Origin of the sequence: Allobosea sp., from assembly GCF_030694325.1 — a bacterium.
Taxonomy (GTDB): Bacteria; Pseudomonadota; Alphaproteobacteria; order Rhizobiales; family Beijerinckiaceae; genus Allobosea.
Genome location: NZ_JAUXYO010000329.1, coordinates 1 through 13983 on the forward strand (window position 1 = coordinate 1; position 13983 = coordinate 13983).

12 protein-coding genes and 1 tRNA gene are annotated in these 13983 nt (G+C 65.3%); 2 read left to right on the forward strand and 11 right to left on the reverse strand.

Annotated features, from left to right (window positions below; genetic code table 11):
- The coding region (locus tag Q8M82_RS21070; RefSeq protein ID WP_305693258.1) for an error-prone DNA polymerase at nt 1–2441 on the forward strand (2441 nt) is incomplete at its 5' end.
- Nucleotides 2442–2486: 45 nt separating this feature from the next.
- Here Q8M82_RS21070 and Q8M82_RS21075 read toward each other — a convergent pair.
- The 11 genes from Q8M82_RS21075 to Q8M82_RS21125 form a co-directional block, all read right to left on the reverse strand.
- Entirely contained in the window at nt 2487–2651 is a 165-nt protein-coding gene (locus tag Q8M82_RS21075; RefSeq protein WP_305693259.1) for a hypothetical protein, read from the reverse strand.
- 31 nt (nt 2652–2682) lie between these two features.
- A complete protein-coding gene (locus Q8M82_RS21080) occupies nt 2683–4926 on the reverse strand; it encodes an AAA family ATPase (protein ID WP_305693260.1) in 2244 nt (747 codons plus the stop codon).
- A gap of 151 nt (nt 4927–5077) precedes the next feature.
- On the reverse strand, nt 5078–5650 hold the full coding sequence (locus Q8M82_RS21085) for a hypothetical protein (protein ID WP_305693261.1): 573 nt from the start codon (nt 5648–5650) through the stop codon (nt 5078–5080).
- Nucleotides 5651–6106: 456 nt separating this feature from the next.
- On the reverse strand, nt 6107–6595 hold the full coding sequence (locus Q8M82_RS21090; protein ID WP_305693262.1) for a gamma-glutamylcyclotransferase family protein: 489 nt from the start codon (nt 6593–6595) through the stop codon (nt 6107–6109).
- Between the two features lie 168 nt (nt 6596–6763).
- Complete coding sequence (locus tag Q8M82_RS21095) at nt 6764–7936, reverse strand: isovaleryl-CoA dehydrogenase (RefSeq protein ID WP_305693263.1); 1173 nt, start codon at nt 7934–7936, stop codon at nt 6764–6766.
- Between the two features lie 137 nt (nt 7937–8073).
- Nucleotides 8074–9084 carry a CorA family divalent cation transporter gene (locus Q8M82_RS21100; RefSeq protein WP_305693264.1) on the reverse strand — a complete coding sequence of 337 codons (1011 nt, stop codon included), beginning with the start codon at nt 9082–9084 and terminating at the stop codon, nt 8074–8076.
- Nucleotides 9085–9187: 103 nt separating this feature from the next.
- Nucleotides 9188–10108, reverse strand: a complete 921-nt coding sequence (locus Q8M82_RS21105; RefSeq protein ID WP_305693265.1) for a glycoside hydrolase family 25 protein — start codon at nt 10106–10108, stop codon at nt 9188–9190.
- Nucleotides 10109–10230: 122 nt separating this feature from the next.
- The gene (locus Q8M82_RS21110; RefSeq protein ID WP_305693266.1) at nt 10231–11160 is read right to left on the reverse strand and encodes a glycoside hydrolase family 25 protein; all 930 of its coding nucleotides are present in this window, start codon (nt 11158–11160) and stop codon (nt 10231–10233) included.
- Between the two features lie 76 nt (nt 11161–11236).
- A complete protein-coding gene (mgtE, locus tag Q8M82_RS21115; protein ID WP_305693267.1) occupies nt 11237–12643 on the reverse strand; it encodes a magnesium transporter in 1407 nt (468 codons plus the stop codon).
- 189 nt (nt 12644–12832) lie between these two features.
- Nucleotides 12833–12917: transfer RNA gene (locus Q8M82_RS21120), tRNA-Leu, on the reverse strand.
- 97 nt (nt 12918–13014) lie between these two features.
- Nucleotides 13015–13281, reverse strand: a complete 267-nt coding sequence (locus tag Q8M82_RS21125) for a FliM/FliN family flagellar motor switch protein (protein ID WP_069055500.1) — start codon at nt 13279–13281, stop codon at nt 13015–13017.
- 148 nt (nt 13282–13429) lie between these two features.
- Here Q8M82_RS21125 and lipB point away from each other — a divergent pair.
- A partial coding sequence (gene lipB, locus Q8M82_RS21130) for a lipoyl(octanoyl) transferase LipB (protein ID WP_305693268.1) occupies nt 13430–13983 on the forward strand: 554 nt, incomplete at its 3' end.

Consider the following 13983-nt stretch of genomic DNA (forward strand, 5'->3'; position numbering starts at 1 on the left):
AGAAGTTGACCTGGGAAGGCGCTGAGGCGCGCTATCCGGAAGGCCTGCCCGAGCGGGTCCGCAAGGCGTTGCAACATGAGTTGCGGCTGATCGCCAAGCTCGCCTATGCGCCGTACTTCCTGACGGTGAACAGCATCGTCCGCTTCGCCCGGTCGCAGGAGATCCTGTGCCAGGGCAGGGGATCAGCGGCGAACTCGGCCGTCTGCTTCGTACTAGGCATCACGTCCATCGACCCCGGGCGCAACGACCTGCTGTTCGAGCGCTTCGTCTCGGAGGAGCGGCGCGAGCCGCCCGACATCGACGTGGACTTCGAACACGAGCGCCGCGAGATCGTCATGCAGTGGGTCTTTGAGACCTATGGCCGCGATCACGCTGCGCTCTGTTCAACCGTGATCCGCTACCGGACCAAGGGCGCCTTGCGCGACGTCGGGAAGGCGCTGGGTCTGACCGAGGACTTGATCGCGATGCTGTCGTCGCAGGTCTGGGGCTGGTCCAAGGAGGGCGTCGGCGCGAAGGAGGTTCAGGATCTCAAGCTCGCCCCCGACCGCCGCCTTCTCCTTGCTCTCGATCTCGCCCGGCAGTTGATGGGCGCTCCGCGGCACCTGTCGCAGCACCCCGGCGGCTTCGTCCTGACTCATGACCGGCTCGACGAACTCGTGCCGATCGAGCCCGCCGCCATGGCCGATCGCCAGGTCATCGAATGGGACAAGGACGACATCGACGCGCTGAGGTTCATGAAGGTCGACGTGCTGGCGCTCGGCATGCTGACCGCGATGAAGCGTGGACTCGACCTTCTCGCCGACCACAAGGGCATCACGCTGGATCTGGCGACGATCCCCGCAGAGGATCCCCGCACTTACGCCATGATCCGCAAGGCCGACACGGTCGGAACCTTCCAGATCGAGAGCCGGGCGCAGATGTCGATGCTGCCGCGGCTGAAGCCCCGGACCTTCTATGACCTGGTCGTTCAGGTTGCGATCGTGCGGCCAGGTCCTATCCAGGGAGACATGGTCCATCCCTATCTGCGCCGCCGGTCGGGACTGCAGCCTGTGCACTATCCGACGCCAGCGCTGGAGAAGGTCTTGGGCAAGACGCTGGGCGTGCCGCTCTTCCAGGAGCAAGCGATGCGGGTCGCGATCGAGTGTGCCGGTTTTACGCCGGGCGAGGCCGACATGCTGCGCAAGTCGATGGCCACCTTCAAGTTCACGGGCGGGGTCTCGTCGTTCAAGGACAAGCTGATCAATGGCATGGTCGCCAACGGCTACGAGCGGGACTTCGCCGAGACGACCTTCAAGCAGCTCGAAGGCTTCGGCTCCTATGGCTTTCCGGAAAGCCATGCCGCCTCCTTCGCCCTGATCGCATATGCCTCGAGCTGGCTGAAATGCTGGCATCCGGACGTCTTCTGCGCTGCTCTGCTCAACGCCCAGCCCATGGGGTTCTACGCCCCCGCTCAGATCGTCCGCGACGCCCAGGTCCATGGCGTCGAGATCCGCCCGGTCTGTGTGAACGCCTCGCGCTGGGACTGCACGCTGGAGCCGACCGCCGACGAGGACCGGTTTGCGGTCCGGCTCGGACTGCGGATGGTGAAGGGGCTCGCCAACGCGCACGGCGGTCGACTGGTGGCGGCCCGCGCCAAACTAGCCTTCCAGTCGATCGACGACCTCTGGCGTCGGGCGGCTGTGCCGGCCTCGACCTTGGCGCAACTGGCCGAAGCCGACGCGTTTCGGCCGGGGCTCGGCATCTCGCGGCGAGAAGCCCTCTGGGCGATCAAGCGACTTCGCGATGAACCCATGCCGCTGTTCTCGGCAGCGTCGGACCGTGAGCAGGCAGTTGTTCCCGAGCTCGACGAGCCGGACGTGTCGCTCCGCCCGATGACGGCAGGCAGCGAAGTGGTCGACGACTACACCCATGTCGGCCTGACGCTGCGGGACCATCCGGTCTCGTTCCTGCGCGCCGACCTCTCCCGCAGGCGCATCGTCACCTGCCGAGACGCCATGCTTGCCCGGGACGGGCGCTGGCTTGAAGCCGCTGGGCTCGTCCTCGTCCGCCAGCGCCCGGGCTCGGCCAAGGGCGTCATGTTCATCACGCTGGAGGACGAGACCGGCATCGCCAACCTCGTCGTTTGGCCGAAGGTCTTCGAGCTCAACCGGCGGACCATCCTGACCGCCGGGATGATCGGCGTGCGGGGTCGGATTCAGCGCGAGGGGGAGGTCGTCCATCTGGTTGCGCAGCGCCTGACGGATCTGTCGGTCGAACTGGCCAGCGTCGGCGAGCGCGAGGTGGGGTTCCCGTTGCCGCATGGGCGCGGCGACGAGTTCCACCACGGGAGCCCCGCTCCCGATCCGCGCGGGCTTCCGCCGAAAGGGCTTCGCACGCGCGATATCTACATCCCAGATCTGCATATCGATACGATCAGGGTGAAGACGCGCGATTTTCGCTAGCAGGTGATCAATCTCTCCGACGGACGTGCCGCGCCGTTAGGCTCGTCACCGGCTATCGCTGCATCGCGCCAAGACCTGACATCGAATATCTACCGCAAAAGCGGACACGCCCTTAGCCTGCCCCATGATGCGCGCCGCGAGATCGCGCTCGAACTGGCAGGCGGTCCAGAGGCTTTCCTCGTCCTCGCAATTGAGGCAGCCCTTGATCACGGCGCCTATCGCTACGAACCGGTGATCAGCATCAAAGCTGGGAGAGCGCTTCAAGGCCGCCGTAGTGCAGTGGAGCAACCGCTTTGATCATTTCCAGTAGATACTTGGTATTCTTCTGGGACTCCGCAACCAATGCCGGATCGAACCCCTTGCCAGTGTAGTGCGAGAGGTCGTTGGCGAACTTGTTGATTGCCGTCTTCTTGTGGTCATCGAAGACCACTTTATCGAGCTTAGCGTACAGCGAGCCCTTCGAGGGCACGTGGAAGTCCAAGAAGGTCTCAAGCACTTTCCGGGCGATGTTAGGGATGTGATAGCAGCTCAGGATCGTCCCGTCGGACTGGAACGTGTAAAGCACCTTGAATAGGTAATGATACTCCGTGGCGTGGTCGATCAAGAGCTGGTCGAGTGGGGTCAGACGCGCGGAACGCCCGTTCGCGGTCTCCGTGCACACCACCATCGTGTAGGTTTTGTCGGCCTTCTTAAGCCCCGAATTCTCAAACCAGTTGATCAGCAGCTTCAGGAATTCAAAGTTGTGCGTCAGGATGAAGAGTTGCTTCGCGTCCTTGGCTTCGTTCTTTAGGAACGAGAACGCCTGATAGATCGCGGATGAATCTAGGCTGGAGATAGGGTCGTCGATCACGACGACGCCTTCGGCCAGATTGAACTCCTGATCCTTAAGCTGAACGAGGAAATACAGAAACGCGATGGCCGTCTTTTCGCCCTCACTCAGCCGTTTGGCTGGCTTACCCCGGCGAAGAACCTGATAACCATTGTCGCCGGACTCGAACCGCAGGTCGGTGCGCCCGAGGAACTGCTTGAGGTGATTGGTCAGGCCTTCTCCACCCGCGTGAGCGTTCGAGACCTGCGCCTGCTTGGCGATGATGGATTGTGAAAGCGCTTCTAGACCGCGCTTGTCCGGAAGACTGTCTCCGCCGTCACGCAACAGGTCGCCTTCGGCCCTCAGCTTCGCCGCTTGGTTAGCCAGCTCGTCCACTTGCTCCTTGATGGTCAGCAAGTAGTGGCCCTCGATTGCCTTCGCCGCGTCCGTCTTGGCTTTGTCGAAGCTAGCGGTCTTGTCCTGATGACGCCTGATGATGTCCTGAATGGCCTCGTAGGCAGACGCCAGCCCGGCGATATCGCAGTCGATCTCGCGCTCATACGCGGTGGTGCGCAGGGTGAGCTTTTCGGTCAGTGCGTCACAGACAGTGGCGAGCTGGGCGATGAACTTGTTTCGCCCTTCGGCGAATTCCCCGATTACCGTGTCGTAGTCGGCTCGAAGCTCGGAATAGAAGGCGAGGCGATCAGGCAGGGGGAAGCTGCCCAAGCTTTCCATGGTCGCGGTGACACCGGAGCGCTCGCCCTCAAGCTCGTCTTTGAGCTTCCGGTCCTCGACGCTGAAGTGTGCGGCGAGCGCCTTCATACGTTCGGCGAGCAACGGTTGATTGCAGAACTCGCAGCGCTCGGCGCCCGAATGAATGTGAAGGCCTTCGTCCACCCATGATGCGATGGCAGGATTCTTTACCAGCCTTTCGATGACTGCGGCCTGCGCCGACCGCAGAAGGAAAGCCTCCGCGCGTTTCCCGGCGCTCGCAGCCAAGTCGATCACGTTGATCTCGTTGCCTTCGATCACCAGAGAGGGAAGACCGAACTGGGTTATCGCAGCCATCTGCTCCTGCCGGACGGTGGCGCGGTGAACTTTGAGCTCGTTGTCGGTCAGAGAGCGTACGCATGCCAGCTTGGCGAACGCGGCTTCCGCATCGGGCTTCCGATAGCTGCGCAACGTCGAACCGCTGGTGGCTTCGCCGATCGTCTTGGCGATCTGCGAGAACAGTTTGCCCTTATCGTTGTCGATCTTGGCGACGGCGGTGGTCACGGTCGCGATCTTGTGGGCCCGATCGTCGCGGGTAGCGATCTCCGCTTTCAACTCCTCAGCGACCGCTTTGTTTTCTTCGCCGATGATGAGAATATGCCTCAGCGGCCCATCGAACCGCCCGATATTGGCCTCCACGTAGTCGCTGTTGAAGACGCGCACGCCACGCAGGTACTTGTTGCCATGGGTGAGTGCACCGGACTGGCTATCGATGGCGTATTCGAGATCGGGATGGTCCGGGTGCGTGCCGGCTTCGAGGCTGGCGAGCAATCGCGAGAAGGTGGTCTTGCCTGAGCCATTCTCACCATAGACTACATTGAAACGACCGAAGGCAGGCAGCTCAGCCGCCGCCAAGTAATTGTCAAAAACCCCGAGGCTTTTGATTTTCTTGATTCGTGTGAGCACCCGCGCCTCCCTCCAGCATCGACGCTATCACCCAATTACGATATCCCACCTATGCCATAAGCGCGGCTGGGAGCTGGCCGGCGCCCCGCTACTTTTCAAGATGGAACTGGACGATTTCGCTTTCGACTACTCCCTGGCGAGCGATGGGTCGTTAGTTCTTGGGGAGCCGGACGCTTATGCCAGAGCCGGGTCCGGGAGGGATCCCAAGCGCGGTCTCGACGCCAATGCTGCCGCGTAAGTCAATCAATAGCGTGCCTGGATCTACAAGTAACCCGATCATTCGTTCCGATTCTTGGCGCGGGCTCATGACCGCTTTTGCGCGGTAGACTTGAAGCCGCGCGACGCCAGCTTCAATCGCCCGGCGGCTGAGGCCGCGCGCGTAATACCGATTGAACTCGCTCTCTGCCAAAACCTCTGCCGCGTTGTGAGGCACCTTGGCGGTGATTGTCCTACCGGTGGCGAGCATTCGCTGCGTCATCTGGTTCAACATCCCCGGCGCTCGCAGTTGGCTCGCCAAAGAAACGTCAGAGCCGGATAGAGCGGCTTCCCTGATGTAGTCGGGCCAATTGCCCTGCGCCCGCTGGCCTAGATATGAGCTGCGGTAAATCTTGTCCGACGCCGTATCCATTTCGATTTCCTCGACCATGAAGCGTCGAGTTTCGTCGTCGAGGTCTTCGTATCTGAGCCCCATCTGGTCCCCCATCGCGGCTTGGCGATGCGGCATTCTCCTACTCCACTCAACCCAGAGTCGAGTCCCGCCGTTCACCGCGCACAAGGATTGGTGCGTCAAGTATAAAATCTCCAAACAAATTGGCTGCGGGTAATCCGCCATCACACACTTCGACCACCCCATGATCTTGTCGGCCGCCAGGCGGACCGACCGGAGGTTGCCGTTCGGGACAGCGTGGACCGTCGCGCCTCCGCGCCAGCAAGATTACTGAAAAGCGGACGCTCCAGATGTCAGGAATGGGCCACATTGGGAAGTTTGGCCTTGCGCAATACGGACTTAGCGACCGTGGGCGCCTTGCTCAGGCACAACATCGCGCCAAACCTCAATAGGGAGGGAGCTGGGCAATCAACGGCCAATGGCCCATCAGCGGCAACACGTTGGCGATGGGAGATGACCGACCTTGGCAGCGAGCTGTAATCGGGACATCTCAGAAACGGGTTGGACGCCCGGCTAAGGCCGGGCGTCCAAAGGCAGATTGCGGAACTCGACCGACAATCGCGGCAACACTATGCCTCTCTCTTCACTCAGAAAGCGATTCAAGCCGGCTATATAACTCTCTGGCAAGGCCCAGTGTTTCGCCGAGGCGATGACGGTCTCCATATAGCCCGGCTTGGGCCGGCCGGGATCGCCCGAGCGGCCGATATAGACCAGCGCGCGCTTGGCGCCGCCGGGGACGATCACCGGCTGGCTGATCTTGACGTAGAGCCCGCTGGCGAGGTCCTCGAACTTGTCGAGCGTGCGGATGTCACTGAGCGCGCAATCCCAGAGCACGCCATGGACCTCCTCGCGCGGGTCGCGGACGACCGAGGCGTAGCCGTCCGTGGTAACGAGGAAGCGGTGGCGCGGCAGGCGGGCCGGCCCGAGCGGCTTGGAGCGCGGGCAGCGCTGCGCCATGCCGGCGGGATCCATGTTGAGGCCGTAGGCGAAGTAGAGGGGCATGGTGGGCTTTTGGTCCGTTGTTTTGATCGCTCACGCTCTGCCGTCATCCTGGGCGACCGAAGGTCGTCCGGGATCCATCCTAGAATACCGTGGCTGCTCTAGGATGGATCCCGGCCTGCGCCGCTTCGCGGCTTGTCCAGGATGACGGCGCGGTTGGTGCTGGGAATCCTACTTCGTCTTCTGGAACAGCTCGCGCCCGATCAGCATGCGCCGGATCTCGCTCGTGCCGGCGCCGATCTCGTAGAGCTTGGCGTCGCGCAGCAGGCGGCCCGTCGGGTAGTCGTTGATGTAGCCGTTGCCGCCGAGCAGCTGGATGGCGTCGAGCGCGATCTGGGTCGCCTTCTCGGCTGCGATCAGGATCGCGCCGGCGGCGTCCTCGCGGGTGGTCTCGCCGCGATCGCAGGCCTTGGCGACGGAATACACATAGGCCTTGCAGGCGTTCATCATCACATACATGTCGGCGATCTTGCCCTGGACAAGCTGGAACTCGCCGATCGCCTGGCCGAACTGCTTCCGCTCATGGACGTAGGGCATGACCACGTCGAGCGCCGCCTGCATGATGCCGAGCGGGCCGGCCGCCAGCACGACGCGCTCATAGTCCAGGCCGCTCATCAGCACGTTGACGCCGCGCCCCACGCTGCCCAGCACATTCTCCTCGGGCACCTCGCAATCCTCGAAGACGAGTTCGCAGGTGTCGGAGCCGCGCATGCCGAGCTTGTCGAGCTTCTGATGGGTCGAGAAGCCCTTCATGCCCTTCTCGATCAGGAAGGCGGTGATGCCTTTTGATCCGGCCTCGGGGTCGGTCTTGGCGTAGACCACCAGCGTCTCGGCGATGGGGCCGTTGGTGATCCACATCTTGTTGCCGGTGAGGACGTAGCGGTCGCCGGTCTTCACCGCCTTCGTCTTCATCGAGACGACGTCGGAGCCGGCCCCGGGCTCGGACATGGCGAGCGCGCCGACATGCTCGCCCGAAATCAGCTTGGGTAGGTATTTCGCCTTCTGAGCGGCGTTGCCGTTGCGGGCGATCTGGTTGACGCAGAGGTTCGAGTGGGCGCCATAGGAGAGGCCGACCGAGGCCGAGGCGCGGGAGACCTCCTCGATCGCCACGACATGCTCGAGATAGCCGAGCCCGGCGCCGCCATCCTCCTCCTTCACCGTGATGCCGTGCAGGCCGAGCGCGCCCATCTGCGGCCAGAGATCGCGCGGGAACTGGTTCGTCGCGTCGATCTCCTGGGCGCGCGGCGCGATCTTTTCCTGCGCGAAGGCATGGACCGTGTCGCGGATCGCATCGGCGGTCTCGCCGAGGTCGAAATTGAAGGGGCGGGGCGCATTGGCGAGCATGGTGGACCTCCCGAGGGGCCGGCGCGGCGTGGGCGTCCGGCGTTTCCTCGACTTATAGCGCGGCTGGCGCTCAAGTCAGCGCGTGGGCGCGCGCAGCGGGTTGGGCATCGATGCGGAAGGGCTGCGGACGCCCCCCGTCAGCCGCCGATGACGCCGCGACGGCGCAGCAGCACCAGCGTCAGCAGCGCCGCGCCCAGGCAGGTCAAGGCCACGAAGAGCGCGCCGAGATCGTGCTCCATCCAGGGCAGGCCCTTCACATTGATGCCGAACAGGCCGGTGATGAAGGTCGCCGGCATGAACAGCGCCGTCAGGATCGAGAGGACGTAGAGCTGTCGGTTGGTCTGGCTCGCCGTGCGCGCCGACATCTCGTCCTGGAGCAGGCGGGCGCGGTCCTGCACCGACTGGACGTCGTGATGGAGGCCGTCGATGCGCTGGAGGAGGCGCGCGGCGGCGGCCTTGACCTCGTCGGGCGATTTGCGCCCCGAATTGGTCTCCGAGAAGCGGCGAAACAGCAGGTGGAGCCCGCCGAGCTGGCGGTGCAGCCGCACAGCCATGCGCCGGACCGCGCCGACGCGGGCGGGCGCGTCGTCGAAGCGGTCGGCGAGCACCTGGTCCTCGACATCGTCGGTCTCGTCCATCAGCCGCACGACCGCCCGGGCGACGTCGTCGATGATGTATTCGATGATCAGCTCGAAGAGCAGCACCGGGCTCTCCACCGTCTCGCCGCGGCTGAGCGCGTCGGCGGCGAGGCGGATCGACTGCAGGGCCTCGCGCCGCCCGGTCAGCAGCAGGCGCTCGCCGACGATCCAGTAGAGCGGCCCGACCATGTCGGAATCGGCCGCGACGTCGCGGACGAGGTCGTGCGAGACGCCCCAGACGAGACCGGAGGAGTGGTCCAGCCGCTGATGGCTCTCGGGCGAGACGAACATGTCCTCGGCCGCCGCCGGCAGCCAGGGCTGCTGGGTGATCCAGTCCTTGGCGCGGCTGTGGACGAGATCGAGATGGATCCAGACGAAGCCGGTGTCCGGGGTCACCTCCGGGACGGAGCTCCGCTCGATCAGGGTCGGCACGCCCTCGGGATCGAAGCGGTAGGCCCAGATGATGCCGAGGCTGGACTGCGCGTCGGGGCGGGCGGCGTTGAGGCTCATGATCGAAACGGGACATTGCGTGCGAGGGACACAGACGAGGCCTGCGCCCGCTCGATGACGGTTCGATGACGGTTCGATGACGGTGCGACGCCGGGTTGCCGGATCAGTCGACGCTGGCCGTGCGCTGCGGGATGCGGGCGGGGCGCAGTCGCAGCGGCGTACCACCGGCGGCCTGCGGGGCGCGCGAGCCGGCCGCGTTCGCGGGCGGCTTGCGACCGGCCACCTTCGGCTCTCCGCCGCGCCAGCGCCGTGTCCCGATGTCGAAGCGGCCTTCGCGCCAGGCGGCGAATTCGCGCTCGTTGCCGAAGAAGGCGTTGCGGTCGACGTCGCCGGTGATGCCGGGGACGCGGCCGGTGGTGGTGAACTGCCAGAACTCCCATTGCTCGCGCTTGTAGCGATGCTTCAGCGGAGCGGCGGTCGAGCGTAGCCAGTAGGGGTAGTCGTTGAACTCGCCCTCGAGGATGTCCTCGTGGAAGTTGATGTCGGTGTAGATGATCGGCTTCTTGCCGGTGTGCTCCTGCAGGGCGGCGAGCATGATGCGCATCTTCTCGAGCACCTGCGCGCGCGAGACCTTGCGATTGCATTGCGAGCCGTGCTGCCACTCGACGTCGAGGACGGGAGGCAGGGCGTCTGGATCGCGTGGGATGTGGCGCTTGAACCAGCGCACCTGCTCATGCGCCGGGCGGCACCACCAGACGAAGTGATAGGCGCCGCGCGCGATGCCGGCCCGCTTGGCGCCGGCCCAGTTCTGCCGGAAGTTCGGATCGAGATGGTCGCCGCCTTCGGTCGCCTTCATGAAGACGAAACGGGTGCCGGCGTCCTTGACCTTCTCCCAGTCGATCTCGCCCTGCCAGCGCGACACGTCGATGCCCTGGATCGCCTGGCGGCGGGCGTCACGGACGCCGTGATGCGGCGATGAATCGCTCTTCTTGGGATAGAGCGCCTCGGCGGGGCCGGTCAGGACGGCGAACAGGCCGGCAAGGACGGCCGGGAGGGCCACCCGGTTCCACATCGTCGATCGCACCGGCTTCTCCTTCTCCTGACCTGCCTTCCGAGATGGCGAGGCCGTGGTTAAGGGCCGGTTAGAACTGGCTCGAATGCGCCGCGCTTGTTTCAGCTTTGGTTAACCGGCGCGGCGGCGACCGGTCACTCGTCCTCGGCGACCGCGTCGGCCGCCGGCGCGAAGGCCGAGGAGACGGGGGCGACGCTGCCGGGGATCCCGGCGACAGCCGGCGAGGGCGCAGCCGGGCGCTCGGGCCCGGGGCTCGGCTGCGGCGGGACCGGGCGCTGCCGCCTCCACTGACGCGTGCCGATGTCGAACTCTCCGGTTCGCCAGCCGATGAACTCGCCCTCGTTGCCGAAGAAGGCGTTGCGGTCGACGTCGCCCTTGATGCCGGGCACGCGGCCCGTCGTGGTGAACTGCCAGAACTCCCAGGGCCGGTTGACGTAGCGCGTTTCGGGCAGGGCGGCGGTCGAGCGGATCCAGTAGGGATAGTCATCGAACTGGCCTTCCAGCACGTCCTTGTGGAAGGTGATGTCGGTGTAGATGATCGGCTTCTTGCCGGTGAGTTGCTCGAGTTCGGTCAGCATCAGCTGGATCTTCTCCAGCGCGAGGTTGCGGTCGATCTTCTTCGGGCAGCTTCGCGAATGCCCGTTCCATTCGACGTCGAGAACCGGCGGCAGCGCGTCGGGATCGTTGGGGATGTGCTGCTTGAACCAGAGCGCCTGCTCATGGGCGGGGCGGCACCAGTAGACGAAGTGGTAGGCGCCGCGGGGAATGCCGGCGCGGCGCGCGCCCTCCCAGTTGCGCTGGAAGGCGGGGTCGACGTGGTCCCCGCCCTCGGTCGCCTTCATGAAGACGAAGCGGGTTCCGGCGCCCTTGACCGCCGTCCAGTCGATCTCGCCCTGCCAGCGCGAGATGTCGATGCCGTGGATCGGGTAGCGATGGGCCTCCGCCACGCCCGGATGCGGGCGCGCGTCGCCCTTCGCGGGGTAGTGACCCTCCATGGCGACGCAGCCGCCAAGCACGACCAGCGCGGCGGCAGCGAGGAGGGATGCGGGCTTGAAGAGGTTCATGCGGCGAGAATCCATGTGCCGCAAGATTGAGGAGAAAGCTTGACGGGCCGTTTACGCTGACACGACCGGACCGCGCTCAGGCATGGGCGAGCCAGATCGCAGCGATGCCCAGGAACGAAAAGAAGCCGACCACATCCGTCACCGTCGTCACGAAGGTTCCGGAGGCGACGGCGGGGTCGATCGCGTAGCGGTCGAGGAGGACGGGGATCAGGACTCCGGCCATGGCGGCCGCCAGCAGGTTGACCACCATGGCGATGGCGATGACGACGCCGAGCCCCTGGCTCGCGAACCAGAGCGACGCGACGATGCCGGTGATCAGCGCGAAGCCGACGCCGTTGATCAGCCCGACGATCATCTCGCGGGTGAAGAAGCGGCGCAGGTTCCAGCCGCCGAGCTCTTGTGTCGCAAGGGCCCGCACCGCGACGGTCATGGTCTGCGTCGCGGCATTGCCGCCCTGGCTCGCCACCACCGGCGCCAGGATGGCGAGCGCCACGACCTGGGAGAGCTGCGCCTCGAACAGGCTCATCACCGCGGCGGCGAGGAAGGAGGTGAAGAGGTTGACGAAGAGCCAGCTGAAGCGGCTGCGCGCGATCTGGCGCACCGGGTCCGAGAGTTCCTCGTCGGCGTTGACGCCGCCGAGCTGCTTGACGTCGTCGTCGGCCGCCTCCTCGATGACGTCGACGATGTCGTCGACGGTGATGACGCCCACCAGCCGCGAGGCCTCGTCGATGACCGGGACGGCGATCAGGTTGTAGCGCTGGAACAGGCGCGCCACGTCCTCGATGTCGTCGGTCGCCTTGACCACCCGGCTGTCTTCCTCGACCAGGGTCGCGATCTCGACCGGGCGGCGCGTCCGCAGCAGCCGGTCGAGCGGCACCGAGCCGACGAAGTGATGCGCGGGATCCGCGACGAGGATTTCGAAGAAACGCTCGGGCAGGTCCTCGGTCTGGCGCAGATGGTCGATCGTCTGGCCGACCGTCCAGAAGGCGGGAACGGCGAGGATCTCGCTCTGCATGCGCCGGCCGGCGCTGCCTTCGGGATAATCGAGGCCCTGCTGCAGGACGATGCGCTCGGCCGGGGTGAGCCGGTCGAGCACCTCCTGCTTGTCGGCCTCGTCGAGGTCCTCGAGAATGTAGACGGCGTCGTCGGTGTCGAGTTCGCGGACGCCCTCGGCGACCGTTTCGGCCGAGAGCGCCTCGAGGATTTCCTCGCGGACCGAATCGTCGACCTCGGTCAGGGCGGTAAAGTCGAAGTCGCGGCCGAGCAGCGAGATCAGCCGCGTGCGTTCCTCGGCGTCGAGCGCCTCGAGCAGCGCGCCGAGATCGGCCTCGTGCATGTCGGCGACGACGGCGCGCAGCGTCGTCAGGTCGGAGAGCAGCAGCGCCTGCGAGACCTGCTCGACGAGACGGGAATCGATTGCGCCGTCCTCGTCGCGGATCGGGCGCTCGGGCGATTCGACGGCAGCGTTCTCGGTGTCCGTCATGGGGCGCTCCGTGCTGCGGGAAACAGGTTCGGCCCAACCGGACTCGGCGCGGCGCCTGCCGCCCTTGTGTCAGCGGCCCGTCGTCGTTGCAATGCAACAGGGCGCGATTTGGGCAAAAAGGGCGAGCGAGACCCGAAACGCGAACGGCGACCCTCGCGGATCGCCGTTCGCCGGGCCTGGGCCCCAATCTGGTGCGGTCAAGAGGACTCGAACCTCCACGGGTCTCCCCGCTACCACCTCAAGGTAGTGCGTCTACCAATTCCGCCATGACCGCGGCGTCGAAGCGTCCCGCCGTGGCGGTGAACTCCGGAGCGGCGCGGGTCTAGCAAATCGAATCCGTCGCCACAAGGGCCAAGCGCAGGAAAAGGCGATCAGGCCGCCGCCACGGTCTGAAGCGTGTAGACCGTCGGGCGTTTCAGCATCTGGGTGATCTCGACGGAGATCTTCTGGCCACTGACCACGACGATGCCCTTGGCGAAGGGGTGGTTGTTGGCGAGGATCTGGACCTCGTCGGTCTCGCTGGCGTTGAGCTCGATGATGGCGCCGCGGCCCATGCGCAGCAGCTTGTAGATCGGCATGCGCGCGGAACCCAGCACGACCGTCAATTCGACGGGGACGAGATCGAGATCGGCCTTCAAGTCGTGCCTCCGGAACCCTACTTCAGAATACGAACAACCAAACTTGCCTGTTGCCCCAGCAGGGAGCATGAGGCTCGCCGCCGCTTCGTTCCGAAGTTGGTCGCAACAGGGTTAATGCGCAGTGAAGACGCGCGAGGCGCTCTCCGAAATGTTCTGGCCCGCCGCCGGCTCGGCCCCGGTCGAATGGGTCGTGGCGGAAGGCCTCCTCGGCTATGACGAGGCCGTGGCCGAGATGGAGCGCCGCGCCGGGTTGATCGCCGACGGGCTCGCGCCCGAGCGCGTCTGGCTCGTGGAGCACCCGCCGCTCTACACAGCCGGCACCTCGGCCAAGGACGAGGATCTGATCGCGCCGGAGCGATTCCCGGTCCATCGCAGCGGCCGCGGCGGCCAGTATACCTATCACGGCCCCGGCCAGCGCGTGGCCTATGTCATGCTCGACCTGAAGCGGCGCGAGCCGGATCTCCGGCGCTTCGTCGCGGCGCTCGAGGCCTGGCTGATCGACACGCTCGACGCCTTCAATGTGCGCGGCGAGCGGCGCGAGGACCGGGTCGGCGTCTGGGTGAGGCGGCCCGAGAAGGCGCCCGACGCCGAGGACAAGATCGCCGCCATCGGCATCCGCGTGCGGCGCTGGGTGAGCTTTCACGGCATCAGCCTCAACGTAGAACCGGATCTTGCGCATTTCTCCGGCATCGTCCCCTGCGG

Coding starts and splice junctions, on each gene's coding strand:
- Q8M82_RS21085 (WP_305693261.1), bottom strand. CDS start 5,650: ATGCCGCATCGCCAAGCCGCGATGGGGGACCAGATGGGGCTCAGATAC.
- Q8M82_RS21090 (WP_305693262.1), bottom strand. CDS start 6,595: ATGCCCCTCTACTTCGCCTACGGCCTCAACATGGATCCCGCCGGCATG.
- Q8M82_RS21095 (WP_305693263.1), bottom strand. CDS start 7,936: ATGCTCGCCAATGCGCCCCGCCCCTTCAATTTCGACCTCGGCGAGACC.
- Q8M82_RS21100 (WP_305693264.1), bottom strand. CDS start 9,084: ATGAGCCTCAACGCCGCCCGCCCCGACGCGCAGTCCAGCCTCGGCATC.
- Q8M82_RS21110 (WP_305693266.1), bottom strand. CDS start 11,160: ATGAACCTCTTCAAGCCCGCATCCCTCCTCGCTGCCGCCGCGCTGGTC.
- mgtE (WP_305693267.1), bottom strand. CDS start 12,643: ATGACGGACACCGAGAACGCTGCCGTCGAATCGCCCGAGCGCCCGATC.